The following is a 26,271-nucleotide window of genomic DNA, read 5'->3' as shown; positions in this document are numbered from 1 at the left end:
TTCGATTCGTCGAGCACCTTCGTGAACGGCTTGTGCCACGACAACGTCTCGCGAGCGAGCTTCGCCCAGAATCCTTCGTAGTCGTGCTCCGCTTGCTCCATCAGCGCGCGGTACGCGTCCATTCCGGACACCGCCGCATTCGCCACCAACTCGGCGGGCGGCGCAAAGACGCGACTTTCATGAAGGACTGATTCAATCGCAGACATCGACAACTCCCTAATCGACAAGATGAAATTTCCTATCCGCCGCCGGCGCGCCCGTCGTTCGAGCATTCGGTCGGGCAGCTTGCAAGCCGGCGCCGATGAATGCTGCACCGCAACATGAAGCGTATCCATCCCGGGTATCGCGTAACAATCCCGAGAATATTCCCTGCACCCGCCATGCCGCAACTCGCGTGATACCTAGCGGTCGCTCCGTCCTATACGCCGCGCTGGCGATCGAATACTGCTGCGGAGCACATCCGCGCGCACATCGCGCTTGCTTTACCGTCGCCCGGGCGCGCCCATACAATTCCAGCCTGACCCACGCCCCCGAATCCCATGAATCGATACGCCTGGTTTCTCATTGCCGCCATGCTGCTCGTCGGCAGCAATGTCGGGATCGGCAAGTCGATCGTCGCTTTCGTCCCCGTCCCGCTTTTCGCCACGCTGCGTTTCGTCATCGCGCTCGCCGTACTTTGGCCGCTTTTGCGTGTGAGCAAAATGAAACGTGTCAAGCGCGACGAATGGTTCAATCTCTTCCTTCAAGCTCTTTTCGGTACATTCGGCTTCACGCTGCTGATGCTGAGCGGAGTCGCGCGTACCAGCGCGGTGGCGGCCGGAGTCATCACCAGTACGATCCCGGCCGTGGTCGCCCTGTTCGCATGGCTTTTTTTGGGTGAAAGACCTACGGGCCGGGCCATCGTCTCCATCGCATTCGCCGTCGCCGGCATCGTCGTCATCAACCTCTCGCAAGTTGGCGCACACGTACCCGCGCGGCCTGTTGCCGCATCGCTGGCCGGCAACCTGATGGTACTCGGCGCCGTTTGCTGCGAATCGCTTTACGTGATCTTGTCGCGCCGCCTGACGCAGACATTGGCACCGATCGATATCTGCGCTTACACGCACCTGTTCGGTTTCTTGCTCATGTTGCCGCTCGGCGCCAATACGCTCGCGCACTTCGATTACACGAGCGTGCCCAGCCATACCTGGGTACTCGTCGTCTGGTATGGGCTGTCCGCCAGCATCTTCTCGTTCTGGCTCTGGATGAAAGGCATCCGCCACGTTCACGGCAGCCTTGCGGGCGTCTTCAGCGCCGTTCTGCCCATCGCGGCTGCCACGTACGGCATCGTGTTTCTGGACGAACGCCCGACAATCGCGCACGGCATTGCTCTCGCGTGCGTCATCGCGGGCATTGCGTTGGCGAGCGGCAGCACGAAACGCACGCCGCCCGTCGCTTCCTGATCTGGCCCGGGCTCCGGCGGGCCCGGGCGGGTGCTGGATCGCGAGACGGACGGCCAATGCACAGCGCGGTACAATAGCGCGATTTTTCGCGTTTTCCTGGCGGCCGGCGCTCCGGCGCCCGGCGCGCCGCCTCGCCCCCACAGCATCCAAGCCATGACAGTCATCAAACAGGAAGACCTGATCCAGAGCATCGCCGACGCGCTGCAATACATCAGCTACTACCATCCGCTCGACTACATCCAGGCACTCGGTCGCGCGTATGAGCTCGAAGCCAGCCCGGCCGCGAAAGACGCCATCGCGCAAATCCTGACCAACAGCCGCATGTGCGCGGAAGGCCGCCGGCCGATCTGCCAGGACACCGGCATCGTCACCGTCTTCGTGAAGGTCGGCATGGACGTGCGTTGGGGCAGCGAGAGCGGCCCGGCAACGATGGGCGTGACGGAAATGATCAACGAAGGCGTGCGCCGCGGCTATCTGAATCCCGACAACGTGCTGCGCGCCTCGATCGTCAATCCGCCGGAAGGCGCACGCAAGAACACGAAGGACAACACGCCGGCCGTGATCCATTACGAGATCGTGCCCGGCAACACGGTCGATGTGCAGGTCGCGGCCAAAGGCGGCGGCTCGGAGAACAAATCGAAGTTCGCGATGCTCAACCCGTCCGATTCGATCGTCGACTGGGTGCTGAAGACGGTGCCGACGATGGGTGCCGGCTGGTGCCCGCCTGGCATGCTCGGCATCGGCATCGGCGGCACGGCCGAAAAAGCGATGGTAATGGCGAAGGAATCGCTGATGGATCCCATCGACATTCAAGAAGTCATCGCGCGCGGCCCGCGTGACTGGATCGAAGAGTTGCGCATCGAGCTGCACGAAAAGGTCAATGCACTCGGCATCGGCGCGCAAGGTCTCGGCGGCCTTTCGACCGTGCTCGACGTCAAGATCATGGCCGCGCCGACGCACGCCGCCTCCAAGCCCATCGCCATCATCCCGAACTGCGCGGCCACCCGTCATGCGCACTTCACGCTCGATGGATCCGGCGCCGCGAGGCTCGAGGCGCCCCCGCTCGACGCCTGGCCGAAGGTCCAATGGGTGGCCGACACCGAGACGAGCAAACGCATCGACCTCAATACGCTCACGGCAGAGGAAGTCGCCAGCTGGAAGCCGGGGCAAACGCTGCTGCTGTCGGGCAAGATGCTCACCGGTCGCGATGCGGCGCACAAGCGCATTGCGGACATGCTGGCGAAAGGCGAAGAGCTGCCGGTCGACTTCACGAATCGCGTGATCTACTACGTCGGGCCCGTCGATCCCGTACGCGACGAAGTGGTCGGCCCTGCCGGCCCGACCACGGCCACGCGCATGGATAAGTTCACCGAGACGATGCTGTCGCAAACGGGTCTCATCTCGATGATCGGCAAGGCCGAGCGCGGCCCGGTCGCGATCGAGGCGATCAAGAAGCACAAGGCGGCTTATCTGATGGCAGTCGGAGGAGCGGCCTATCTGGTGTCGAAGGCGATTCGCGGCGCGAAGGTGCTGGCGTTCGAAGACCTCGGCATGGAAGCCATCTACGAATTCGATGTGACGGACATGCCGGTCACCGTGGCGGTCGATTCCACGGGTACCTCGGTGCATGAAACCGGCCCGAAAGAGTGGCGCGCCAAGATCGGTAAGCTGCCCGTGGTGCCGGCTTAAGGCCTAGGTCTGGCCGCGGCGTCTCGCATGCGAAAGCCGGGCCGTCGCGCCCGGCTTTTTCACTGCGGCACCCCGAACATCGTCCGATCGGCCAACGCTCGCCCACGCGGCTTGGCATTTCGGACAGCAGCGTTTATCGTTCGCACTCAGATGCCTCACGAAAAAGGAAGATCATGCAAGGCGACAAGCAAGTCCTCGACTATTTGAACCGCCAACTGACCAACGAGCTGACGGCAATCAATCAATATTTCCTGCACGCCCGCATGTACAAGCATTGGGGCCTCGAGAAGCTCGGCAAGCACGAATACGATGAATCCATCGGCGAGATGAAGCACGCCGACATGCTCATCGAACGCATCTTCATGCTCGACGGATTACCGAACCTGCAGGATCTGCACAAACTGCTCATCGGCGAGGAAACGCGCGAAATTCTCGAGTGCGATCTGAAGCTCGAGCAAGGGTCGCAGGCGACTTGCAAGGAAGCCATCGCCTACTGCGAATCGGTTCGCGACTACGTCTCGCGCTCCATCTTCGAAAAAATCCTCGACGATACGGAAGAACATATCGATTGGCTCGAGACGCAACTCGATCTCATCGATAAACTCGGCATTCAGAACTATCAACAGTCGGCAATGGGTTCGATCGAATCCTGATCGAGCAGTAGCCGACCCACGCGATCGTCCCTTCGTCACTTCGTCACGTCTCATGACGACAACCCCAACCTCGTTCGCAAGCGGCCCGGCGGGCACCGTTCCCGAGCTGGCTGCCGCCCCCGTCGGGATCTTCGATTCCGGCCTCGGCGGTCTTTCTGTGCTGCGGGCCGTTCGTACGGTGCTGCCCGGCGAGTCCCTTCTCTACGTGGCCGACTCCCGTCACGCCCCCTATGGAGAGCGCGACCACGCGTATATCGTCGAGCGCACGCTCGCCATGGGGGACTGGATCGTTTCGCAAGGTGCGAAAGCGCTCGTTGTCGCTTGCAACACGGCTACGGCCGAGTCGATCGCCGCGCTGCGCGAGCGCCTGCCCGTTCCCGTCGTAGGCGTCGAGCCCGGCATCAAACCTGCGGCCGCGCAGTCGAAGACGCGCGTGGCCGGGGTGCTGGCCACGCAGGTCACGCTGAAAAGCGAGCGGTTTCGCCAATTGGTGGAGCGCCACGCGGCAGATTGCCGCTTCCTCTGCCAACCCGGACATGGCCTCGTGGAGGCGGTCGAACGCTGCGACATCGATTCACCGGCGCTCTCGCGGCTCCTCGAGGGTTACATCGAGCCCATGCTGGAAGCGGGCGCCGATACGCTCGTCCTCGGTTGCACCCACTATCCGTTCCTCGATACGGCCATCCGCCGAATCGTCGGGGACCGGTTGGCGCTCATCGACACGAGCGTTGCCATCGCCAGACAGCTCGAACGCGTCCTCCATACATACGGGTTGCGTGCTGCGTCAGGCACCGCACCCGCGGCGCCGCGCCTCTGTTCCACGAGCGACGGAGCCCATCTGCGGCAGCTGGCCCAGGCTCTCTTGGGCCTCGATCTGCCGGTGGAGCAGTTGCAGCCCATTGAGGCGTCCGGCTCCGAACCCGGCGAGGCGGGCCACCCTCCCAAGGCGGCATAACAGCAAAACCGTTCGCACCGATCCGCCCTTCCTGCCCCAAATAAAGGGGCAGGCCTTCCTTCCCCGATAAAAAAACAACGAGCAGACTTGCAAAGCGCTGCGAACGAAATGATAATAGTTCGCATTAACGTTCTCTACTGCACGAGCCATGATTGTCTGCGTCTGCAAGTCCGTTTCGGACCGGAAGATTCGCGCCGCCATCGCGGAAGGTGTCGATTCGTTCGACGAACTGCAATTCGAGTTCGGCGTCGCCACGTGCTGCGGCAAGTGCGAGGAATCGGTGCGAGACGTCATGGCACAGTGCGGGGTGTGTGAGACGCGCTGCGGCGTGCAGCGCCCGGCACACGCACACCCGATGGAAGTGACTTTTTACGATCGCAAGGCTGCCTGAGCCATTGCGCAGTTTGCTTCCGCTGTTTATCTTTTCGTTCGGCGCGCCAGTTTCGTCACCCGCCAGCAGCCGCTCGTGTTCGTCGGAGGACTTCGAGATGGAATTGCTTATCGGTTTCGCCATGGCGCTGGGTATCTCTCTTCTGATTTTTCGCGCATGAAGTGCCAGCCATTGGGTCGCGCGCGCCATGAAGTCGGCGCACTGCCGTATTGATGATGGGCGCGCCATTGAACGTCCCGGCCTCGACGGCTTCGGCGCTGCCGCCAGCGGCGAGCGTGCGCACAGTGTCGACCGTCGCCGCAGTTGCTCTCATCCACGTCGTGTTGATCGCTCTGATCATGCGGGCGAGCGAGCGTACGGCCCCGCCCGTCGCGATCGAGTCTCCTGTCATCCGCGCACAATTGCTGAGCCCCGAACCGGCGCCGGCCGCCCCAAGCGCATTACGGTCGAGCCCAGCGCCCGCTCCGGCACCCCAGCCGATCGTGAAAAAGCACGCTGAGCCGCGCGTGCGGCCGCCAACGCCTATGCACACGGTGTCGCCGCGCGTTCCCGCCCAGCCCGCGGCGCCCGCGCCATCAACCGCGTCACAGAACAAGCCCGAGTCGGCAGCGGTCGTCGCGGCCCCCAATGCGAACGAGGCGGCCAGCCATCAAGCTCAGCCCGCGCCGGCCGCCACGGGGCGAGAAACGCTCGCGATCAGTGCGCCCAAAGACGTACGTCATGTCGACTGCAATATCGTCAAACCGGACTACCCCGCGTTATCGCGTCGCCGCGGGGAAGCCGGCACGGCGGACGTGAATTTCGTGATCGGCCTCACGGGTACGATCGAAGACATCGAACTTGCCAAGAGCAGCGGCTACCCGCGGCTCGACGAAGCGGCGCTTGCCGCGATGCGCGCGAGTTCTTGCCGTCCTTTTACGGAAAATGGCACGCCGGTCCGCGTGGCCTATACGAAGCCGTTCATATTCGCCTTCGGCGATTGACGTCACCGAGAAAAGAGGAAACCAATGCAGAGCTACGGTGTAGCCCATGTCTGGGCACAGGGCGATTTCGTCACGCGCGCGATTGCGATCGCGTTACTGGCAATGTCGTTGATGTCGTGGAGCGTGATCATCGCAAAAGGATGGAGCGCACTCCGGTTGCGCCGCCTGACGAAGCATGCCGAGCGCGATTTCTGGCATTCCGGCAATTTCACGAGCGGCATCGAGAAGCTGGGCGCATCGGCGCGCGCCTCCCACGACAACCCTTTCCTTGCGCTAGCGCTGTCGGGCCAGGAAGCCGCCGATCATCACAAGCGAACGCAGCCCCATTTGCACGATCAACTCGACGTTTCGGAATGGATCTCGCGGTGCCTGAAGGACACGATGGACAATCGTGTCGGGCATCTGCAGAGCGGCCTCGGCGTGCTCGCGTCGATCGGATCGACTGCGCCGTTCGTCGGGCTCTTCGGTACTGTGTGGGGCATTCATCGTGCGCTGATCTCCATCGGTGCGAGCGGCGCGGCATCGATCGATCAGATCGCCGGCCCGATCGGTGAAGCGCTCGTCATGACGGCGTTCGGGCTGATCGTCGCGATTCCGGCCGTGCTCGGTTACAACGCGCTCACCCGCTCGAACAAGGCGATCGTCGGAAGTCTGCGTCGGTTTGCCCACGGCCTGCACGCGTACTTCGTGACAGGGACGCGGCTTTCGTCGACGGGGGCCGGAAGCCTGCGCCTCGCGGCGCGCGCGAATTGACCACGGGACGGGCAATGTCCATGCATGCCTTCGATGTCGATGACGACGACGATCTGATGAACGAGATCAACATGACACCGTTTATCGATGTCATGCTCGTGCTGCTCATCGTGTTCCTCGTAGCCGTTCCCGCGATTCATCGCGCAATCGCGATCGATCTCCCGCAAGCCGGAGGAAACGCGCCGGCTCAACGTCCCGCGCATGTGAGCGTCAGCGTGCGCGCCGACGGCGCACTCTTCTGGAACAACGAGCCCGTTGCGCCCGACGCGCTGTTGCAACGAGTTCGGAAGACGGCCGAAGCCGATCCACAAACAGAGTTGCATCTCGAAGCCGATCGGAAGGTTCCGTATGAGCGGGTCGCCGAAGTCATGTCGACGGCGCAAGCGGGCGGATTGACGAGAATCGGTTTTGTCACGGCACCCAAGCCCAGCGGCGCTCGTTAAGCGCTCACGCGCTCAATAAAAAAGGCCCTCATCACGCGACGAGGGCCCTTTTTTTCATGCGCACACGGCGCCTTCGGGCGGGCGCGCTCGCTCGCCATCGGGGTAGCGGGAGCACACAAATGCAACAGCCGTGTTCGTCACGGACAGCGCGTTTCAGCCCTATTCGGCTTGCTATGAGAGAAGCCGCCATATTCCGCACTGGAACCGCCAGCGCGAACGGGATTCCACTATAGGCCTCCCTGCCGGACGGTTCAAGCGAACCACCATAGAAACTACTGATCGTCGCCGGCGCTTCAATGACAAAAGCGATGCACCCGCCTCACGGCACCACCATCGACGCCTGCCGTTGCGCCGCGCGGACCTGCTCCTTTGTGGGGCATTCGCCCGGATGTTCGGCCCGATCGATGACCTCGACGAGATAATCGACGAACGCCCGCACCGCCGGGATCATGCCCTGCCGCGAGACGAACACCGCAAAAAGTTGCGGCGCCGGCAACGTCCAACCCGGCATCACGGGCGAAAGCTGTCCCGTTCGCATGGCGGCCCCGTACATCATGACAGGCAACGCAGCGATACCGACACCGGCCAGCACTGCGTCACGAATCGTCGTGAGATCGGCAGTCACCACGCGCGGCTCATGCTCGTGCGCGTGCCGCTTGCCATCGGGCGAAATCAGATTGAATACATGGCGCCCGTCCCCGGTCGGTGTATCGAGCGTCTCGAAGCGCGCCAGATCCTCCGGGACGACGGGCGGCGCGTGCTGGCTCAGCAGGCTCGGAGCCCCCACGAGCATTTGCTCGGTGCGCCAGAGCGGTCGCGCGACGATGTTGGCGCTGTCGGGCGGCTCCGAACGTACGCGCAGCGCCACATCGATGGAGTCGTCGTAAAGATCGATCACCCGATTGGTCACACGGATGGACAGCCGAATTTCCGGGTATCGCAGCAGGAATTCAGGAAGGACATCCGACAGCAGCGTCTGCGAGACCGTCACTGGAACGCTCACACGCACGGTACCGCGCGGCGAGGACCGCAACTCCTGAACCGCATCCATTGCGGCTTGCGCTTGCGTCAGCATCTCCCGGCAATGTTGGTAAAAGAGTTGCCCCGCTTCGGTCAGTGCAAGCTTGCGGGTCGAGCGCTGCAGTAACCGCACACCCACCGCTGATTCCAACTCCGCCACTCTGCGCGACAGGCGTGATTTCGAGATACCGAGCACACGCTCAGCCGCGGAGAAACCACCGTGTTCCACGACTCGGGCGAAATACATCAGGTCGTTCAAGTTGTGCGAATCGAGCTGCATCTGATTGTTCCATCGATGGGACGGTCCATTGCCCTGGAGGTGGCTGGAATGGCGGGCGCCGGTCCATATAATAAGCCCACACAATCGAATCGCGATGCCCGAGAGGGATCGCCGAGGTCACTCTACATGTCAGCCACTCGCAGCATCAGATATACGCTCCCGGCCGTGCGCACGACGGAAGGCGGCGGGTTTGTCGTCCATCGACCGTTCCCTACCCGCATGCTGATGGACTTCGATCCATTTTTGCTGCTCGACGAGATGGGTCCGACCGACTACGCGCCCGGCGCGGCCAAGGGCGCGCCCGACCATCCGCATCGCGGCTTCGAAACGGTGACCTATCTGCTTGAGGGCCGGTTCAGCCACAAGGATTCGGCCGGGCACGCCGGTGTACTGAAGCCGGGCGACGTTCAGTGGATGACGGCCGGTGCAGGAGTCGTTCACAGCGAGATGCCCGAGGCGGCCTTCGCCGCCGGTGGCGGCCGCGTACACGGGCTCCAACTCTGGGTCAATCTACCGCGCAAGGACAAGATGATCGCGCCGCGCTACCAGGAAGTCCCTTCAGAGCAAATTCCGATAGTGACTTCCCGAGACGGTAAGGTCCGAGTCAAAGTGATCGCGGGCGAAGCGCTCGGCGTGCGGGCACCCATCGAAACGCACACCCCGATCCTGTATCAGCACTTCTCGCTGCAGCCTGGCGGCTCGATCGTCCATCCGGTTCCGGAAGGGTTCCGCGTATTTGCCTATGGGCTCTCCGGTATGGGGCGATTCGGTCCGAAGGGGCAAGCGGTGCGCGCGCAGCATATGGTCGTATTCGGCGATGACGGCGACAGCGTGACGCTGAGCGCGGGCGACGAGCCATTGGAGGTGCTGCTCATCGGCGGCGCACCGCTCAACGAGCCGATCGTGCGGCACGGTCCGTTCGTGATGAATACGGAGGAGGAAATCAGGCAAGCTGTCGTCGACTATCAGACGGGCCGCATGGGCCAGATCGCCCACTGATTCCGGGCTCCGGGCATTGCCACGTGCGCGGTGTCCGCGCGCAGGCGTCGATGAATTGCGTCACAATAGTCGTTCGTGCGGCTGACCGTCTGCGCGCCAGCCGTACGACGGCCAGCGGCGTGGCACCGTCGACGCCGCCCTTGAACCCGGAGCCAGGCATGAGCGAACGCGTCGTCCACGCAAAGATCGGTCCTACCCCCTATCAAGTCCTGTTCGATGACGGTGTCCATCTCTGGCACGCCGACGAACCCGCCGCGCTCGGCGGCGGCGATCGTGCACCCACCCCAGTCTCGCTGCTGCTGTCGGGTCTAGGCGCATGCACTTCGATCACGCTGAAGATGTACGCCCAGCGCAAACAGTGGCCGCTGGAAGATGTCCATGTCGCGCTCTCGCTCGAGCCCACCGAAGAAGGTACAACGATCAATCGCACGATCGTTCTCACGGGGCCGCTGTCCGACGAGCAGCGCGAGCGGCTTCTGCAAATCGCCAACGCCTGCCCCGTTCACAAAATCCTCACGCGTCCGATCAACATTCACACCGGCCTTGCCGCGGTGCCGCCGCCGACCGTGGATGCCACCGGAGCATGAACGCCTGAAGCGAAGGACCCGTCTTGAATTTCGAACACCTCATCCAGATCAACGACCCACTCAATCCGCTCGTCGAGACGCTGACGCGCGAGCAACTTTGGGAGGGGCTCGTATTGCGGGCTGAGCAGCCGCAACTGTTCGTGATCGGATTGGATAGCTGCACGATCCTCTCACGAACGGACTTGACGCTCGAACGCGAACTCCACTATGGCTCCGCTACGGTTCGAGACCGCGTCACGCTGACGCCGAACGAAAGTGTGCGGTACGACATTCTCCCGACGCAGGCACATGTGGGTGGCTCGCTTACGATGACGATCGAGCAACCGAACGCGTCCCAGCTCTTTCTGCGTTTTCAGTACGAGACGACCCTCCCTACCGCCGACACCGAAGACGCAAGGCAAACGACGGAAATCGTGAAGTCGGCATATCGGGAATCCGATATCGACACCGTGCGCCTCATTCGCCAGTACGCCAGCAACCCGAAACAACCGGGCGCATTGCACTAACGGCAAGCGAGGTGTGGGTAAGCAAACGGCATCGATACCTCGCTATCGGCGCCGTATCTCGATGAAAATCTTTTTTTCAATCAATAATGATTCTCATTTATACTTTGCTTTATCGAATCGAAACCCTGATGCGCCGATGAGTGAATTCAACCGCCCGACCACCCTGACTTTGCGACGCGCTATGCCAACCGCCTCACGTCACAGCCGAAACGAACGGACCGATCCAGTGTCTGGTCCGCGCACGGCTTCAGCAAGCGATCGAAGCGGCAGCGAACAGCGCGTGGTGCGCAGCGATACGCTGCTCCAGGGAGGAACTCATGTGCTGATCGCGCATAACGGCGAAACGTACCAGCTGCGCGCAACGCGCCTGGGCAAGCTGATCCTGACGAAGTAACGACCGGGTATTGTGGGGACCACCTCCCAAGAGGTGTTGGGCAGTAGCCAGCCGCGACGGAATTGCACGCGAGTCTAGACCCCTTCGTGCAACCACTTTTTGCAACCGCCGCAGCCAGCCATGCCGTTTTTTTCATACGGTGTTACGCTGCTCAGCTCGACTAGCGAGTGAAACCCCAGAACATCAACCACCACGCGCTATCGGCAACAGCAATCGCCGCGACGTACGGCAGCATTGCCGCGCCACGCGCAATGAAGGTCGTCGCATAACGGCTGGTCACGCGCCAGCCGAGCCATACACTCCATAGATTCGCGATCGCAAGGACGGTGATTCTGACGCCCGGCGCCCATTCGAGCGGAATGTGCTCCGCGCGCAGCAGCGAAAGCGTCGTAGCGGACAACCCCAGAAAAACGCCGGCACCTGCAACGGGAATCAGCGCCTGCGTCAGATGATGCAGGCGCTTGAAATCGAACCGGCCCAGCGCGCGCGTGGCAAGCGATAAACAGGCGAGTAGCACGGTGCCATAGACGGCAGCAGTCGCCAGAATGTAGCCGACGATGAGCGCGCCATCGAGCCACGAGAAAACATCGTTTTGCTCAGGATAGTGCGTCAGCAGGAACCACGGTGCACTCGTGTCGAGCGGCCAGGTGATATTGCGATCGATCAGCCACATGGCAAGCGACTGCTTGATCTGCACGAACCATGGGCTGACCGTCCAGTGAAATGCGCCGATGGCGATCCCGAGCAGCCCATAGAGAATCAGCGCGGTATCCCAGCCGCTCGCGGCATCACGCCCCAACTCCACGACTTCCTGCGATGGCGAACGCCATGACAGCGCAATCGCGTCGCGATGCCCGCTGCACCGACCGCACATATGGCATGCGGCACCGCCTTTCATGTTGCGCAAGGGCACGAGCGGCGCGCAGTTGATCGGAATCACGCGGTGACCGTGCTCGCCGGCTTTATATGAACGCCGCCACGCGTCTTCATTGACCTTGTAGTGAAACGGCGCGAGGCGCGCAAGCAAGGCAAACACACCGTTGACCGGGCATAGGTACCGGCACCAGACGCGCTTTTCCCGGCCATACAGCAAACCGATCGCGATTGCCGCCACCGTGGAGCCGCCCAGTACGAGCAAAACCGCTCGCGGGTACTGATAGACGCTCACCATCTGTCCGTAGATCGTGGTGAGCCCGAACGCGACGAATGGCCAGCCACCCCAGCGCATCCAATGGGGAATGGCGCGTCCTCGCCCATGTTTGCTCGCGAATTCCGACAGTGCGCCTTCGGGACAGAGCACGCCACACCAGAAGCGGCCCAGCATCACCATCGAAAGCAAAACGAACGGCCACCAGATCCCCCAGAAGACGAACTGGGCGGCAAGCGTCAGATTGGTCCAGAGATGAGCAGTGTTGTCGGGCAGCGGCATGCAGGCTGGCACGACAATGAGGAATGCATAGATCGATACGACAACCCATTGCACCGCACGAATGACTGCACCGTGACGCTGCATCCATGCGCCAACTTGCGCGAGCCGACTCGAACCGAACATCGTGACGGCGGGGCTGCTCATACCGGGCGGCCCGCTGTAGTTGCCGGCATGCGGCTGGCACGACGCGCAAGCCAACCGACGACCGCCCAATACAACACGTAGGCGACGAGGTTGGTCAACGAAGGATGAGCCCGGTAGCCCGTCAATGCGGCGACGAGCGAGCCGACCGTGCTCGAATCGTCGATCAAAGCCGACGTGTTCCACAGTTGCGCGATACCGAGCGGCAATATCTCCTTGTCGATTAACTTATCGACACCGGTTTGCAGCAAGCCCGCACCGAGCAGCAGCAACATGATCTCGGTAACGCGGAAGAAATGCCGCCACGAGAAGAACCGGCCGCCCAATTGCAGGCAGTAGAACGTGAGAAATGCCAGTGCGAGACCGAGCACGATCGCGAGGACATCGGCGCCGCCGACATGTCCGGACTGCCCGAATCCCAGACCGTAAAGAAAGATGACCGTTTCGCTGCCTTCGCGGGCAATGGCGAGCGCGACGAGGATCGCGATACCCCAGCCGTTGCCGTCGCGCGTATGAGTCTGCAGCGAGCGCTCCATGTCGCGCTTCAACGTGCGCCCGTGCCGCTTCATCCAAAGCACCATCTGCACGATCAGCACGCAGGCGACGAGTACCATGCCCGTCTGGAAGTAATCAGCCGCGTCGCCCGAGAGGAACTCGCTGAATCCGACGAGCGCGGCACCCAGCGCAACAGCCGCCAGCACACCCACGCCGACGCCGGCCCAGAGAAACGGCAAAGACCGCCGCGCGGACATATCGCCGTTTTTCAGCCACGCATAGAGGATACCGACGACGAGCAACGCCTCGACGCTTTCTCGCCATACGACGAACAATACCTGCCCCATCCGAACTTCTCCGGCACGCGGCAAACCCGGGTTGCGTCCACCGCGCGCAATGCTCGACTCATCCCACTACTTTGCGACGATCACACCCTGCGCGCTCTGATGGAAATCGTCGAAGAACTTGTACTCCCCGGGCGTCAGCGGCGCGATGACGACGAACGATTCCGCGCCCGGCGCAAGCACTTTTTCCTTGCGCAACTGCACGCTCTCGAACTCGACAGCGCCTTTGCCCGTGTTCCGGATTTCGATCTTGATGCGTTTGCCCGCCGGCACCTCGATGCGTGCCGGCTCGACTTTGCCGTCCGCCATGTCGAGCTTGAATGTCGGCAAGTCTTCCGCATGGACCAAGGCGCCGGCGAGCCCGAGAACGACGCCGGCGAGCCATAGGCTGAGACGATGAAATTTCATACGCGCAATCCTTCTCAACGGATCAATATCCGCCCTTCTTGCCGATACCAGCGAACGGGAAATCGTATTCGATCGTGATCGGCTTGAACCAGGGGCCGACGCCGGTTTCCTTGTCCACATGTCGGCCGAACGCCATATGGCCCGTTTGCATCGGCGGATTCACCACGAGCTTCAGGTGATACTTGCCCGGGCCGGCGAGCTTGACGTTATCGCCATAGTGAGGACCGTCATCGGCCACCATCGGCATCAGGTCGCCCGTCTGCTTGTAGCTCCCACCTGCTTTCGTGAGCTCGTACTTGACCTGCAGGTAGGGCATCCAATCCCCTTCGGCAAAGCCCGTCGGGTTGTTTTTCACAGCGTGGATGTCCGCCTCCAGATGGACGTCCGAATCGGACGCCTTGCGCATCATCCCTTCCGGATCCATCGTGATCGGCTGCAAATAGACGGCGCCGATCTCCATTCCCCCCTCGATCTTTTGTTTGCCGATCGGGTATTCGGCGGCCGACGCCACCGTGGCGACCATCGCAGCGGCCACCATCAGGCCCCCGCGCATCCAGGAAGAACGCTGCATTTACACTCCTTCGAAAGACGACCGCGGGCCACGCCGCCCGCGCTGAACTGTGACTCGACGTAATCCGATCGCCGTCCGTCATCGCGAAAAGTAACGCGAATGCGAACGATTATCAATTGCGCATAAGTCTAGCATCGTTCCGTCGGACAAACAAACAAAAGAACGACGTGGCGAAACGTCTCAGTCGCCGCCGACGATGGAGTCCCCGACGTTCGCGCCGAATACGCGGGCGCGCAGTACGGCGAGTTGATCGCGCGCCTGCGCGGCCTTTTCGAATTCGAGATTCTTGGCGTGCTCCATCATCTGCTTTTCGAGCCGTTTGATTTCCTTGGCCAACTGCTTTTCCGACATGTCCTCGAACTTCGCGCGCTGCTGCATTTCCTTGAGTTCGGCACGCGCGTCGTCGGCGTTGTAGACGCCGTCGATGATGTCCTTGATCCGCTTGACCACGCCGCGCGGCGTGATCCCCATGCGTTCGTTGTGCGCCAGTTGCTTTGCGCGTCGACGCTCCGTTTCGTCGATCGCGCGGCGCATGGAATCCGTGATGCGGTCCGCGTAGAGAATCGCACAGCCGTTGACGTTGCGTGCCGCCCGCCCGATCGTCTGGATCAGCGAGCGCTCGGCACGCAGGAAGCCTTCCTTGTCCGCATCGAGAATGGCGACGAGCGACACTTCGGGAATGTCGAGCCCCTCGCGCAGCAAATTGATGCCGACGAGGACGTCGAACGTCCCAAGTCGCAGGTCGCGAATGATTTCGACGCGCTCGACCGTATCGATATCGCTATGCAGGTAGCGGACTTTCACGCCATGGTCGGCCAGAAACTCGGTCAACTGCTCGGCCATCCGTTTGGTCAGCACGGTGACGAGCACGCGCTCGTTCACCGCGACGCGGGCGTTGATCTCCGAGAGGACGTCGTCGACCTGCGTGCGTGCGGGGCGCACTTGCACTTCCGGGTCGACGAGCCCCGTGGGCCGCACGACCTGCTCGACGACCTGCCCGGAGGTTTTCCTCTCGTATTCCGCGGGCGTTGCGGTCACGAACATCGCCTGGCGCATCTTGCGCTCGAACTCGTGGAACTTGAGCGGACGATTGTCGAGCGCCGACGGCAGGCGAAAGCCGTAATCGACGAGGTTTTCCTTTCGAGCGCGGTCGCCGTTGTACATTCCGTTCAACTGGCCGATCAGCACGTGCGATTCGTCGAGAAACATGAGGGCGTCCGACGGGAGATAGTCGACGAGCGTCGGAGGCGGCTCGCCCGGCGCCGCGCCCGAGAAGTGCCGCGTATAGTTTTCGATGCCCTTGCAAAAGCCGAGCTCCTGCAGCATTTCCAGATCGAAACGCGTGCGCTGCTCGAGCCGCTGCGCCTCGACGAGCTTGCCTTCGCGATGAAAGAATTCGAGCCGCTCGCGCAGCTCCGCCTTGATCGTCTCCACTGCGCGCATGACGGTCTCGCGCGGCGTCACGTAATGCGAGGACGGATAGACGGTAAAGCGCGGGATCTTCTGGCGCACGCGTCCCGTGAGCGGATCGAACAGATGCAGCGATTCGACCTCGTCGTCGAAAAGCTCGATGCGCAGTGCCATCTCGGCATGCTCGGCCGGAAAGACGTCGATGGTGTCGCCCCGTACGCGAAACGCGCCACGCTGGAAGTCCGCCTCGTTACGGCTGTACTGCATCGCGATCAGCCGCGCGATCACGTCGCGCTGGCCGATCTTGTCGCCAGTGCGCAGTGTCAGGATCATCTGGTGGTATTCGCTCGGATTCCCGATACCGTAGATGGCCGAGACAGTCGCGACGATCACGACATCGCGACGTTCCATCAGGCTCTTGGTGGCCGACAGCCGCATCTGCTCGATGTGTTCGTTGATCGACGAATCCTTTTCGATGAAAAGATCTCGTTGCGGCACATACGCTTCCGGCTGGTAATAGTCGTAGTAGGAGACGAAGTACTCCACCGCGTTGCGCGGAAAGAACTCGCGAAACTCCGAATACAGCTGCGCGGCGAGCGTCTTGTTGGGCGCGAAGACGATGGCGGGCCGGCCGAGCCGCGCAATCGTGTTGGCCATCGTAAAGGTCTTGCCCGAGCCCGTCACGCCCAGCAGCGTCTGATACGACAGACCATCGTGGATGCCCTCGACGAGCAAACGGATCGCCTCCGGCTGGTCGCCGGCCGGCGGATACGGTTGATACAGGTGGAACGGGGAGCCCTCGAACTCGATGAATTTCGATTCGTCGAGTGCATCGGCGGCATGAGGCTGATGTTCGGACATGAGGGAAAAAGGGGCATCGTTCGCCGAAGAAAAAAGCTATTTTAGCGTTTTGCGGATAGGCAAGCAGCGGAGCGAGCCGACGAGCGCGATACACGCGGAAACGAACGCCCGTCCGGAGAAGCCCTGCATGCCCGGGCACAAAAGGCCCCGACCTCGGCCCGGGATTCGTTACAATTACGAACTTCAGCGCTCGCCGTCGGTGCAAGCTCTTCGCCCATGATCCCGGGCCAACTGCTGCCGGCGTGCACGAAGCCGCCGCTTTTCTACTCAGCCGATACAGACCATGTCACTCTTCTCCGCTGTCGAACTGGCCCCCCGTGATCCGATCCTCGGCCTCAACGAAGCCTTCAACGCCGATCCCCGCCCGACGAAGGTCAATCTGGGCGTCGGTGTCTATACCAACGAAGAAGGCAAGATTCCGCTTTTGCGTGCGGTGCGCGAGGCTGAAAAAGCGCGCGTCGAAGCCGCGCTGCCGCGCGGCTACCTGCCGATCGACGGCATCGCCGTCTATGACGCAGCCGTGCAAAAGCTGCTTCTCGGCGAAAGCTCGCCGCTCATCGCGGCCGGGCGCGTCGTGACGGTGCAGGCACTCGGCGGTACGGGCGCATTGAAGATCGGTGCGGATTTCCTGAAGCGCGTGGAACCGAACGCGAAGGTCGCCATCAGCGATCCGAGCTGGGAAAATCACCGTGCCCTCTTCGAAAGCGCGGGCTTCGAGGTCGTCGCCTATCCGTACTACGACGCCGCGACACACGGCGTTAATTTTCCGGCGATGCTCGATGCGCTCAACAGCTACCCGGCAGGCACGATCGTCGTGCTGCATGCCTGCTGCCACAATCCCACCGGCGTCGATCTCAGCGAAGCCCAGTGGAAGCAGGTCGTCGAAGTCGTGAAAGCACGCGGGCTCGTACCGTTTCTCGACATCGCGTATCAAGGCTTCGGTGACGGTATCCAGGAAGACGCATTCGCCGTGCGCCTGTTCGCCGATGCCGAGCTCAACGCATTCGTTTCGTCGTCTTTCTCAAAGTCGTTTTCGCTTTACGGCGAGCGCGTCGGTGCGTTGTCGGTCATCGCCACGGGCAAGGATGAGGCTGCGCGCGTATTGTCGCAATTGAAGCGCGTGATCCGCACGAACTACTCGAACCCGCCGACGCATGGCGGTTCCATCGTCGCGAGCGTGCTGGCCACGCCAGCGTTGCGCGCGACGTGGGAAACGGAATTGGGCGAGATGCGCGATCGCATCCGGGCCATGCGCACCGGACTCGTCGAACGCTTGAAGGCTGCCGGCGTCGCGCGAGACTTCGGCTTCGTCAATGCGCAACGCGGCATGTTCTCGTATTCGGGACTCAATGCGGCTCAGGTGGATCGCCTGCGCGACGAGTTCGGCATCTATGCGGTCGGCACGGGTCGCATCTGCGTCGCCGCCCTCAACATGCGAAACATCGATACGGTGGCCAATGCCATCGCTCATGTATTGAAGTAATTCAAGCGCTGCTGGCCGCGCCATCCGCGCGCGGCCCGGCGCCTGCTTCGCTGAACGGCACGCTCGCTGCGTGCCGTTTTTTATTGAACGAAAGCGCCAAATCGGCTACCCCCATCCCCCGGGGACGGCTGCGAGGCAAGGGTCATCGTGAATCGCGGTGGATGTCGTGCGTAACGAAGCCGGCGTCGTTCTGGGGCATATCGAGCCATCCGGGCTGCGCCAGGCTCGCGCGGATATCCTGCAAGCCGCTTTCCCAGTGAAGCCGCATCGTCGAGAGCCCGAACTGATAATCCTTGTAGTTGCCCTCGAATTCCTTGTCGCGATAGACGAGCTGAAATACGTTATAGCGACGCGAAGTCGCAAGCTCCTCGGCAAGCTTGCACCAAGGATCGTCCCGATGCTCGGGCGATACGCGCGCGAGTACTTCGCGCAGCACATGCCTGAACCGCTGCGAATGCTGCAGCATATCCGTGACGAGCCTCGTGCGGCTCGAATACTGAATATCCTTCATGCGGCTTTGAACATCGGTGAGCGTATTCGGCGCGGGGCCGCGCGCGCTCCATAGATCGACCTGGAAGGCGAGCGTGTCGCGGCGCGGCGTTGTCTGGACGACCTCCGAAAGCGGCGTATTCGACATCAAACCGCCGTCCCAGTAAAACTCCCCGTCGATCTCCGTGGCGGCAAAACCGGGCGGCAGCGATGCCGATGCCATGAAGTGCTCCGCCCGCAGCTTCGTATCCCGATTGTCGAAATAGGCGAAGTTACCGGTCTTGACGTTGACAGCTGCCACCGAGACGCGCGTCTCGCCAGCATTGATTCTGTCGAAATCGCACAAACGCTCCAGCGTTGCTTTCAGCGGAGCGGTGTCGTACCAGCTCGCGGTATCGGGCGTGCCGACCGAAAACGGCAACGGCGGCGGCACACGCGGAACGAAAAACCCCTTTTGCCCGTCAACGAGCGCACTGGCCGCCTGCATGGCGGTGAATGCGGTCCGCACCACCTCGGTCGAATCGAAGAATGCCTGTTCGACCGCGGGCGGCAGCGGCACCCCGTAAGCCGGTTGGCAAATGGTTTCCCAGAATTCTCGCAACCGCGCGACCCGACGCTCGGGTGCGTTGCCGGCAAGGATCGCGGTATTGATCGCCCCGATCGAAATGCCTGCTATCCAGTTCGGGACGATCCCGGCTTCGTGCAGACCCTCGTAGACGCCAGCCTGATAAGCACCGAGCGCACCGCCACCTTGCAAAACCAGCGCGATCGTCTCGTAAGGCGGCAACGCGATGCGCGGCCGTTCGGCTGTTTCCTGCTCCCGTGCGCGCACATGTCCTTCTCGGGACGGAGACTCCGTCTGCGCGCGCAACGGCTGAGCGTTGTGCTCGGCCATCGTGGCTCCTTTTTTTTCAGTGCATGTGCCAACCGTGGCTGAGAACGATCGATTGCCCCGTCAGGACCGCATTGGGGAACGCTGCAAGGAACAATGCAGTTTGCGCGACGTCCTCGACCGTCGTGAAAACGCCGTCCACGGTCTGTCCCAGCATGACTCGCTTGACCACCTCCTCCTCGCTGATCCCGAGCTCCTTCGCTTGCTCGGGAATCTGCTTGTCGACGAGCGGCGTACGCACGAAGCCAGGACAAATCACATGCGAGCGCACGTTGTGCGGGGCGCCTTCTTTCGCCAGCACGCGCGCCAGGCCGAGCAAGGCATGCTTGGCAGCGACGTAAGCGGATTTCAGCGGCGAAGCCTCGTGCGAATGGACCGAGCCCATGTAGATGACAACGCCGCCGCGATCGTCGCGATACATATGCTTGAGTGCCGCTTTCGTTGTCAGGAACGCGCCGTCCACGTGGATCGCCTGCATTTTCTTCCAATCGGCAAACGAGTAGTTTTCGATTGGATTGACAATCTGAATGCCGGCATTCGACACCAGTATATCGACCGAACCGAACCGCTCGGCCACCGCATCGATGCCCTGGGTGACAGCGGCTTCGTCGGTCACGTCCATCGCAAGGGCAAGCGCCTTGCCGCCGGCTTTTTCGATCTCGTCCGCCACGGCCTGCGCGCCGACAATGTTCAAGTCGGCAATGCCGACGGCCGCGCCGTTCGCAGCAAACGTCAGCGCGATGCTTTTGCCAATGCCGCTTGCCGCGCCTGTCACGACCGCGACCTTACCGTTCAAATTGCTATTCAACGAGGACATTCAGATCTCCATCGACTCGAGCACAATGACACCATGACGCACGATGCGGGACAACCTGGCCGAATGGCATCTGCCGTCCGGTCGACTCGCGCGTCAGGATCGACTTCGCTATTGTGCATGAAGGGACGGCAGGCGCGTCGCGATTTGTTCGACGGCGCCTCGTCGCCGCTCGAATCCGAGCGACGCACTCGAACCTGCACGGGAATCGCTCGCGTACAATGACGCGCTCGTTTGCAGGACGCAATGCGGCGCACCCATATGCTGTCGGCGCGAGTCTCGTGTCGCGGTTCAACTCTCGTTCGATTTGCCATGCTCAGCTATCGCCATGCGTTTCACGCCGGCAATCACGCCGATGTCCTCAAGCACGCTGTCGTCGTACAGTTGCTGCGCTATCTCGGTCAAAAAGAAAAGCCCTACTGGTACATCGATACGCATGCCGGTGCGGGCGTCTATGCATTGACCGAAGGCTACGCGGCCAAGACCGCCGAATTCGAAACGGGCATAGGCCGACTGTGGAATCGCAACGACTTGCCAGCCGCGCTTGCGGATTACGTCGAGCAAGTGAGCGCCATCAATGCCGATGGCAAACTGCGCCTTTACCCCGGCTCGCCGTATCTGGCCTGGCGCTTGATGCGCCCTCAGGACCGCATGCGCCTTTTCGAACTGCATAGCACTGAGATCGAGGTGCTGCGCCACAACTTCCGCGACGCGGGCCGTCGCGCGATGCTCTACGCCGGGGACGGATTCGACGGCATCAAGGCCCTGCTGCCGCCCGCACCGCGGCGCGCCCTCGTGCTGATCGATCCGTCCTATGAAGACAAGCGCGACTATGCGCGCACGATAACGTGCCTCGAGGAAAGCCTCGCCCGGTTCGCCACGGGCGTCTACGCGGTCTGGTATCCGCAGGTGGTACGCCCGGAGTCGCAGCGCTTCGCGGAGCAACTGAAGCGCCTGCAAAGCACGGACTGGCTACATGTGAGCTTGACTGTAAGCCGGCCGCCATCGGACGGCTTCGGACTATACGGCAGCGGAATGTTCGTTCTCAATCCACCCTATACGCTCGCTGCGTCAGTGCGGGAGATGTTGCCGTTTCTGAAGGATGTGCTGGGCGAGGACGGCGAAGCGCGCTTCGAGATCGAGGCGCGCGTGTCGTAGCGCGCGTCACTGCCCTACGGCTGGGCGCTGCCGGTACACCGCACGCCGGTCCGGCCCACCGGGCAATTCAATGTAAGGTGCAACCACGATAGGCTGCTGTGCTTGCGGCGCCATCTCCGGCAGCGTGGCCGCGGGCTGCGTGGGTACCATCGCCTGGCGCGCAAGCGGAGCGTTTTGCAATACAAGGCCGCTTCTGCCGTCGTGGATGCCCGTTTGAGTATCGAGCACGACGGGTGCGCGGTCCGAGTCCGCCAGAACGGGGCTCGCTACAACGGCAATCGAGAGTCCGACCACCGCCGCGAGTGAACGCGCGGGCGCGGAGAAAAGAGAAGAGAGGTGCATGGAAAACTATCCACAAGGCGCGCGACGCAAAACGCGTACGTGACGCTCACACCTTAGCGCGGCCCGGACGTTCCGGCTACCGGAAACGCGCGAAACACCGGTTCGAGCCGACGCAAATTGTGATGACCATCCTCGGCGACCTGGGAGCACTCAGTGATGCCGTGCGTGCCGCGATCGCACGATTACAGCGTATAGCCGTTGCTTTCGAGGGCGCGCAGGCGCTTTTCGAGATCGACGATATCGGACGACGAGGCGAGATACGCTTCGCGGCGGGTGCGTTCGGCCGATTCGAACCAGTTGCTGAGCTTTTCGATGATGTAGGCGAGCATGACGTTTCTCCGGGGTCGGGAAATCGTGAAGCTAGGGATTTCCCGTAAAAGGGTTAACCCGGATTATATAGCGGCAAAGGAAAGTCGCCAGTGAAATGCACGAATGACGTGCATTCCGCTTTGGAATGGTGCCGCCCGCCGTCCATTTCGTCGAGAATGCACATTTATGGTGCACGTGGGCGTCGCTTTTTCCATGCCCTCACATGACCTTTGCAGCAAATGCGGGGATGCTTTCTCGGGAGGCGGCGGGGTCATCGCTCGCAAGTTCCTCGAGGATCGGGCAGTCCGGGCGCGTGTCGCCGTGACAATGACGCGCCAGGTGCGCCAAGACGTCTCGCATTTCTTTGAGTTCGGCAATGCGCCTGTCCAGTTCACCGACGTGCTCGAGTGCGATCGCCTTGACCTCTGAGCTTGCACGGGATCGATCGTGCCAAAGCGCCAACAGCTTCCGGATATCTTCGACGAAAAAACCCAAGCGTCGCGCCTGACGAATGAACCGCAACGTATGCACCTCGGCCTGACCGTAAAGCCGATAACCGGATTCGCTGCGGCCCCGGGGTGCGAGCAACCCCACCTGCTCGTAATAGCGGATCATTTTTGCGCTCACGCCCGACGCGCGCGCAGCTTCGCCGATATTCATCGATACCTCCCGATTCGTAAAGACAGCGTATACCTTCCCACTATGGCAAGGTATACGCTCGATGCAAGCGTGAAGGCGACCGGCAAGGATCCGGCGTTCGCGCTTCGAGCCCACTTACCTCGAAAGGACACCGAATGATTGAATTCCATGTCGAAGGCATGAACTGCCAGCATTGTGTTTCAGCTGTCACCCAAGCGGTGCGGGCGGTCGATGCCGCCGCACAGGTCGATGTCGATCTCGCGGGGGGACGTGTGCGGGTCACGTCGAGCGCAGATATCGGGGCTCTGACGGCCGCGATCGATGAAGCCGGCTATACGGTCCAGGAAGCAAAGACCGTCGCCGATCAGGGCTGAGGCACCGCATGTTTACCGTCGCGGTCATCGGCGGCTCGGGGCTGGTCGGCCGGGCCGTCATGGAAATGCTGGCCGAGCGGGCGGATTGGCGCGTGATTGGTACCGCCCATCGTCGAGCGGGAGGCGCGCTGACGTCCCTCGACATCCGGGACCCAGCGGCGATCGACGCCTTCATGGCGCGAACATCGCCGGACGCCATCGTCATTGCGGCAGCTGAGCGCCGCCCCGATGTTTGCGAAAGCGATCCGGCACTCGCTCGCGCGCTCAACGTCGATGCGGTCGGGGCGGTCGCATCGGCAGGCCGGCGCCACGATGCATGGGTCTTGTCGATCTCGACCGATTACGTGTTCGACGGCACGAGGCCACCGTATCGCGTCGACGATCCGCCCTGCCCGCTCAACGCCTACGGCCACAGCAAGCTCGATGGGGAGCACGCATTGGCGCAGGCCACGGATTTCGGCTGTGTGCTTCGGCTACCGTTGCTTTTCGGCCACGCAACCGACTTGACCGAATCGGCGGTGACGAGCCTCGTGCCGGCTGTCGTCGCATCCGCCAAGGCAGGCGCGCCTGCCGCCCGCATGGATGCCTGGGCCACACGCTACCCCACGTTCACCGGCGATGTGGCTTACGTGATTCGTGGCCTGCTGGAGCGCGCCGCAAGCGGGGCCGCCGTATGCGGCCGCGCCCATTGGTCCGGTGACGAGCCGATGACCAAATTCGATATCGCCGTGCGAATCGCCCGCGCCCTGGGGCTCGATGCGCGCCTGGAGCCGGTGGCATCGAGCGTCGATTCCACGCCCCGGCCGCGCGACTGCCATCTCGACGCAAGTCGTCTCGAAGCGCTCGGGATCGGTTGCCGCACGCCATTCGACGACGCGCTCAACTGCGTGCTGGAACGATATCTGGCCCTGGATCCAATGCGCCGACTTGATGCTGTATAAAAACACAGTATTATTGACACGCGCGCCGACGAACGCACCGCCCGGCATCCTTGCTCGCGTGTTTCCGTAATTGCATGGCAACTACGTAGGGGACGGGTGCCAAACACTACGAAATACCGGGCTACACATCGCCAGCGCGCTCAATACAATCCTTTTCATGAGGGCGAGTCGCTACGACGAGCAGCCTCAACCGCGCGCTCGTCGCGCGCTGCGGCTCGGTGCCACAAGCGACGTGCCTCGGCCCATATAGGAATTCCGCATGTCTTACCTCGAGGTAGTGGAAGAAGGCGAAGATCTCGAACCGCTCCCACCCGCGCCGGTGCGTCGGACGGGCTCCGCGATGCTCCGGGAGATCGCGCCGCGTTGCGATACCCGGTATTTCGACGAAGCGGCGCTGCCCCCGTTGTCGCGCGCCGACGGAGCGGCGGATACGACGTTTCTCGCGGCCGAACTCAGCGCGGCGCGAACGGCTGAGGAACGGATCCGGATGATCCGCGGCGTACTTCACATCGTGGGCTTCAGGGGCCTCGGGTACGCGGCATTGAAACTCAACGCCCAGGCCCAGGCCGAGCGCGCTTATTTGCTGCGCGATTACCTGGCGAGCGATTTGTTGCCGAAGGCGCTCGAGGGCGGCTACTTTCTCCGCGATCCGCAAATGCGGCGTGCACTCGACTCGAGCCGGCTTCATGTCTGGGATATCCGTTCGATCCTGGACGCGTCGCGTAACGACGCGCTCGATTCGCAGGTCCGTCGCCATTTCGACGAGCTTCGTGCGCACGGCCTTGCCAGCGGCCTCGCATTCGGGTTACCGATCTCGCAAACGCCGATGCGCGCAATCATCGTTTTTGCGGGGGCGCCGGAGCACTGCGAATGGATCACGGACAGCGTCATCGCGCAGGCCATCGGACTCGGTCTGTCGTTGCACCAACGCTGCTCGGCCTACATCCAGGCGATGTGCAGGCGCGAGGCCACAAATGGGTTGTCCGAGTTGCAGCAACGGATCTTGTCGGCGGTCGTGGCGGGACTGTCCGATAAGGCCATCGCAGCCCGCTTCGATACGACCGTGCACAACGTCGACTATCACTTGCGGCAACTGCGCGAGAAGCTGGGTGCACGCAATCGCAGCCAGCTCGCCTATCTCGCCGGACGGCTTCAGGCGGCTTGACTCGAGCGTTCGCTCAACGCACGCTTAGCGTCCCCAACCCCAGCGCGCCGCGCGATACACGAGTTGCGCGCGGTTCTCGACCCCGAACATCTTTTGCAGTGCCCGCACCTGGGAGGCGACCTTGTGCAGCGAACTCGTCGTTGCAGCGGCGATCTCCTGATCCGACAGCCCTTTGACGAGCCGCTCGAGAACTGCGGCCTGATCTGCGCTCAGCACGATCTCCCGCGTGCGCCGGACACAAGCGTCGATATAAGGCTGCACGATGCGGTGCACGGTCAGGGCGATCGTCAATGCGCCGCCCACGGTGCGGTCGTTGATCCACCCGATCTCGTGCGCTCGGGAGGTCAGATTGACCGCTACGCGCAAATCGGGCTGCGGTGCCGGCAAGCCGAGCGTCAATCCCGCGTTCATTTCATGCGATCGCAGGCTGTTTGAAAGCATGCGCGCTCTTGAGTCTCCGGTCCGCTCCGCATACGCTGTGACTTGCCCCACCTGCCATGTCGCCGGCAATCCGCTTTGCCAAAGCGCCGCAAAGCGCGGGTCGCTTTCGTATAACCGGTGTTTCCAATAAAGGCGAGAGAACGAGATATCCGCTAAATCGCTCATCGAATAGATGCGCAGCACCCGTCGGCCTATCATTTCGAACGCGCCGTAATTGAGCATGTGAAACCCCATGTGCAACAGGCGTTCGTGACACGCGAGCAGATCCGATGCGACACGGTCGACATCGGCGCTCGCGTCGATCTCGTGCAGATGAGCCAACGCGTCGGCCTGCGAAAACCATACGAGCGTCGGGAATTCGTCGACATCTGTCATCAGGGTACGCCTCGCGTGCCGGTATGCGATTTTCTGATTATCATTACCATAAGTTACACGCACTAACCGGCACTACCGCGCCGCGTTACGTGGCG

The 26,271-nt window shown here is 62.2% G+C and carries 30 protein-coding genes; 17 read left to right on the top strand and 13 right to left on the bottom strand.

Features of this window, described 5'->3' with window-relative positions:
* A partial coding sequence (locus tag GWC77_RS17465) for an acetyl-coenzyme A synthetase N-terminal domain-containing protein (RefSeq protein ID WP_302181371.1) occupies window positions 1-206 on the bottom strand: 206 nt, incomplete at its 3' end.
* Window positions 207-539: 333 nt separating this feature from the next.
* Between GWC77_RS17465 and GWC77_RS17460 the strand changes: the two genes are divergently transcribed.
* From GWC77_RS17460 to GWC77_RS17425, 8 genes are all read left to right on the top strand, one after another.
* Window positions 540-1,442: a DMT family transporter gene (locus tag GWC77_RS17460; protein ID WP_173258969.1), complete on the top strand. Its 903-nt coding sequence runs from the start codon at window positions 540-542 to the stop codon at window positions 1,440-1,442.
* A gap of 153 nt (window positions 1,443-1,595) precedes the next feature.
* Window positions 1,596-3,131: a fumarate hydratase gene (locus GWC77_RS17455; protein ID WP_173258967.1), complete on the top strand. Its 1,536-nt coding sequence runs from the start codon at window positions 1,596-1,598 to the stop codon at window positions 3,129-3,131.
* Window positions 3,132-3,304: 173 nt separating this feature from the next.
* Window positions 3,305-3,784 carry a bacterioferritin gene (bfr, locus tag GWC77_RS17450; protein WP_173258965.1) on the top strand — a complete coding sequence of 160 codons (480 nt, stop codon included), beginning with the start codon at window positions 3,305-3,307 and terminating at the stop codon, window positions 3,782-3,784.
* Between the two features lie 52 nt (window positions 3,785-3,836).
* Window positions 3,837-4,739 carry a glutamate racemase gene (murI, locus tag GWC77_RS17445; protein ID WP_173258964.1) on the top strand — a complete coding sequence of 301 codons (903 nt, stop codon included), beginning with the start codon at window positions 3,837-3,839 and terminating at the stop codon, window positions 4,737-4,739.
* Between the two features lie 148 nt (window positions 4,740-4,887).
* Window positions 4,888-5,130 carry a bacterioferritin-associated ferredoxin gene (locus GWC77_RS17440; protein WP_173258962.1) on the top strand — a complete coding sequence of 81 codons (243 nt, stop codon included), beginning with the start codon at window positions 4,888-4,890 and terminating at the stop codon, window positions 5,128-5,130.
* 227 nt (window positions 5,131-5,357) lie between these two features.
* A complete protein-coding gene (locus GWC77_RS17435) occupies window positions 5,358-6,113 on the top strand; it encodes an energy transducer TonB (protein WP_254367015.1) in 756 nt (251 codons plus the stop codon).
* Window positions 6,114-6,137: 24 nt separating this feature from the next.
* Complete coding sequence (locus tag GWC77_RS17430; RefSeq protein WP_173258960.1) at window positions 6,138-6,866, top strand: MotA/TolQ/ExbB proton channel family protein; 729 nt, start codon at window positions 6,138-6,140, stop codon at window positions 6,864-6,866.
* A gap of 14 nt (window positions 6,867-6,880) precedes the next feature.
* Window positions 6,881-7,309 (top strand): biopolymer transporter ExbD, encoded by a 429-nt coding sequence (locus GWC77_RS17425; RefSeq protein WP_173258958.1) that lies wholly within the window; start codon window positions 6,881-6,883, stop codon window positions 7,307-7,309.
* Window positions 7,310-7,628: 319 nt separating this feature from the next.
* Here GWC77_RS17425 and GWC77_RS17420 read toward each other — a convergent pair whose 3' ends face one another.
* Window positions 7,629-8,609 carry a LysR family transcriptional regulator gene (locus tag GWC77_RS17420; RefSeq protein WP_173258956.1) on the bottom strand — a complete coding sequence of 327 codons (981 nt, stop codon included), beginning with the start codon at window positions 8,607-8,609 and terminating at the stop codon, window positions 7,629-7,631.
* 126 nt (window positions 8,610-8,735) lie between these two features.
* Here GWC77_RS17420 and GWC77_RS17415 point away from each other — a divergent pair, with 126 nt between their 5' ends.
* From GWC77_RS17415 to hemP, 4 genes are all read left to right on the top strand, one after another.
* Complete coding sequence (locus GWC77_RS17415) at window positions 8,736-9,608, top strand: pirin family protein (RefSeq protein ID WP_173258954.1); 873 nt, start codon at window positions 8,736-8,738, stop codon at window positions 9,606-9,608.
* A gap of 158 nt (window positions 9,609-9,766) precedes the next feature.
* Window positions 9,767-10,195: an OsmC family protein gene (locus GWC77_RS17410; RefSeq protein ID WP_173258952.1), complete on the top strand. Its 429-nt coding sequence runs from the start codon at window positions 9,767-9,769 to the stop codon at window positions 10,193-10,195.
* 23 nt (window positions 10,196-10,218) lie between these two features.
* Complete coding sequence (locus tag GWC77_RS17405; protein WP_173258950.1) at window positions 10,219-10,701, top strand: SRPBCC family protein; 483 nt, start codon at window positions 10,219-10,221, stop codon at window positions 10,699-10,701.
* Between the two features lie 136 nt (window positions 10,702-10,837).
* Window positions 10,838-11,095, top strand: coding sequence for a hemin uptake protein HemP (gene hemP, locus GWC77_RS17400; RefSeq protein WP_173258981.1), 258 nt, complete (start codon window positions 10,838-10,840; stop codon window positions 11,093-11,095).
* A gap of 160 nt (window positions 11,096-11,255) precedes the next feature.
* Here the strand turns inward: hemP and GWC77_RS17395 are convergent, their stop codons facing one another.
* The 5 genes from GWC77_RS17395 to uvrB all read right to left on the bottom strand — a co-directional run bounded on the left by GWC77_RS17395 (window position 11,256) and on the right by uvrB (window position 16,754).
* Window positions 11,256-12,668 (bottom strand): 4Fe-4S binding protein, encoded by a 1,413-nt coding sequence (locus tag GWC77_RS17395; RefSeq protein ID WP_173258949.1) that lies wholly within the window; start codon window positions 12,666-12,668, stop codon window positions 11,256-11,258.
* Window positions 12,665-13,507: an FTR1 family protein gene (locus GWC77_RS17390; RefSeq protein ID WP_173258947.1), complete on the bottom strand. Its 843-nt coding sequence runs from the start codon at window positions 13,505-13,507 to the stop codon at window positions 12,665-12,667. The genes GWC77_RS17395 and GWC77_RS17390 overlap by 4 nt, the downstream gene beginning before the upstream one ends.
* Before the next feature lie 66 nt (window positions 13,508-13,573).
* Window positions 13,574-13,912: a cupredoxin domain-containing protein gene (locus GWC77_RS17385; RefSeq protein WP_173258945.1), complete on the bottom strand. Its 339-nt coding sequence runs from the start codon at window positions 13,910-13,912 to the stop codon at window positions 13,574-13,576.
* Between the two features lie 22 nt (window positions 13,913-13,934).
* Window positions 13,935-14,483 (bottom strand): iron transporter, encoded by a 549-nt coding sequence (locus GWC77_RS17380; protein WP_173258943.1) that lies wholly within the window; start codon window positions 14,481-14,483, stop codon window positions 13,935-13,937.
* 180 nt (window positions 14,484-14,663) lie between these two features.
* Window positions 14,664-16,754 carry an excinuclease ABC subunit UvrB gene (uvrB, locus tag GWC77_RS17375; RefSeq protein WP_173258941.1) on the bottom strand — a complete coding sequence of 697 codons (2,091 nt, stop codon included), beginning with the start codon at window positions 16,752-16,754 and terminating at the stop codon, window positions 14,664-14,666.
* A gap of 283 nt (window positions 16,755-17,037) precedes the next feature.
* Between uvrB and GWC77_RS17370 the strand changes: the two genes are divergently transcribed.
* Entirely contained in the window at window positions 17,038-18,237 is a 1,200-nt protein-coding gene (locus GWC77_RS17370) for an amino acid aminotransferase (protein ID WP_173258939.1), read from the top strand.
* Between the two features lie 142 nt (window positions 18,238-18,379).
* Here the strand turns inward: GWC77_RS17370 and GWC77_RS17365 are convergent, their stop codons facing one another.
* Both GWC77_RS17365 and GWC77_RS17360 read right to left on the bottom strand, forming a co-directional pair.
* Window positions 18,380-19,621, bottom strand: coding sequence for a patatin-like phospholipase family protein (locus GWC77_RS17365; RefSeq protein WP_173258937.1), 1,242 nt, complete (start codon window positions 19,619-19,621; stop codon window positions 18,380-18,382).
* 16 nt (window positions 19,622-19,637) lie between these two features.
* Window positions 19,638-20,435, bottom strand: coding sequence for a 3-hydroxybutyrate dehydrogenase (locus GWC77_RS17360; RefSeq protein ID WP_173258935.1), 798 nt, complete (start codon window positions 20,433-20,435; stop codon window positions 19,638-19,640).
* Between the two features lie 309 nt (window positions 20,436-20,744).
* On the opposite strand from GWC77_RS17360, the gene GWC77_RS17355 reads away from it, so the two are divergent.
* Entirely contained in the window at window positions 20,745-21,590 is an 846-nt protein-coding gene (locus tag GWC77_RS17355) for a 23S rRNA (adenine(2030)-N(6))-methyltransferase RlmJ (RefSeq protein WP_173258933.1), read from the top strand.
* Window positions 21,591-21,596: 6 nt separating this feature from the next.
* Here the strand turns inward: GWC77_RS17355 and GWC77_RS17350 are convergent, their stop codons facing one another.
* The 3 genes from GWC77_RS17350 to cueR all read right to left on the bottom strand — a co-directional run bounded on the left by GWC77_RS17350 (window position 21,597) and on the right by cueR (window position 22,901).
* Window positions 21,597-21,932 (bottom strand): hypothetical protein, encoded by a 336-nt coding sequence (locus GWC77_RS17350; protein ID WP_173258931.1) that lies wholly within the window; start codon window positions 21,930-21,932, stop codon window positions 21,597-21,599.
* Window positions 21,933-22,114: 182 nt separating this feature from the next.
* On the bottom strand, window positions 22,115-22,261 hold the full coding sequence (locus tag GWC77_RS17345; protein WP_173258929.1) for a DUF3563 family protein: 147 nt from the start codon (window positions 22,259-22,261) through the stop codon (window positions 22,115-22,117).
* A gap of 199 nt (window positions 22,262-22,460) precedes the next feature.
* Complete coding sequence (gene cueR, locus GWC77_RS17340; RefSeq protein WP_173258927.1) at window positions 22,461-22,901, bottom strand: Cu(I)-responsive transcriptional regulator; 441 nt, start codon at window positions 22,899-22,901, stop codon at window positions 22,461-22,463.
* Between the two features lie 134 nt (window positions 22,902-23,035).
* Here cueR and GWC77_RS17335 point away from each other — a divergent pair, with 134 nt between their 5' ends.
* The 3 genes from GWC77_RS17335 (at window position 23,036) to GWC77_RS17325 (ending at window position 25,360) form a co-directional block, all read left to right on the top strand.
* Entirely contained in the window at window positions 23,036-23,254 is a 219-nt protein-coding gene (locus GWC77_RS17335) for a heavy-metal-associated domain-containing protein (protein ID WP_173258925.1), read from the top strand.
* 8 nt (window positions 23,255-23,262) lie between these two features.
* Window positions 23,263-24,195, top strand: coding sequence for an SDR family oxidoreductase (locus GWC77_RS17330; protein WP_173258924.1), 933 nt, complete (start codon window positions 23,263-23,265; stop codon window positions 24,193-24,195).
* 259 nt (window positions 24,196-24,454) lie between these two features.
* Entirely contained in the window at window positions 24,455-25,360 is a 906-nt protein-coding gene (locus tag GWC77_RS17325; protein ID WP_173258922.1) for a LuxR family transcriptional regulator, read from the top strand.
* A gap of 24 nt (window positions 25,361-25,384) precedes the next feature.
* Here GWC77_RS17325 and GWC77_RS17320 read toward each other — a convergent pair whose 3' ends face one another.
* Window positions 25,385-26,176 carry an autoinducer binding domain-containing protein gene (locus tag GWC77_RS17320; protein WP_173258920.1) on the bottom strand — a complete coding sequence of 264 codons (792 nt, stop codon included), beginning with the start codon at window positions 26,174-26,176 and terminating at the stop codon, window positions 25,385-25,387.
* Between the last annotated feature and the right edge of the window lie 95 nt (window positions 26,177-26,271).

Source organism: Paraburkholderia sp. NMBU_R16 (genome assembly GCF_013282575.1).
GTDB lineage: Bacteria > Pseudomonadota > Gammaproteobacteria > Burkholderiales > Burkholderiaceae > Trinickia.
The sequence above is the reverse complement of the archived record's forward strand: the minus strand, read 5'-3'. Positions and strand labels throughout refer to the sequence as shown.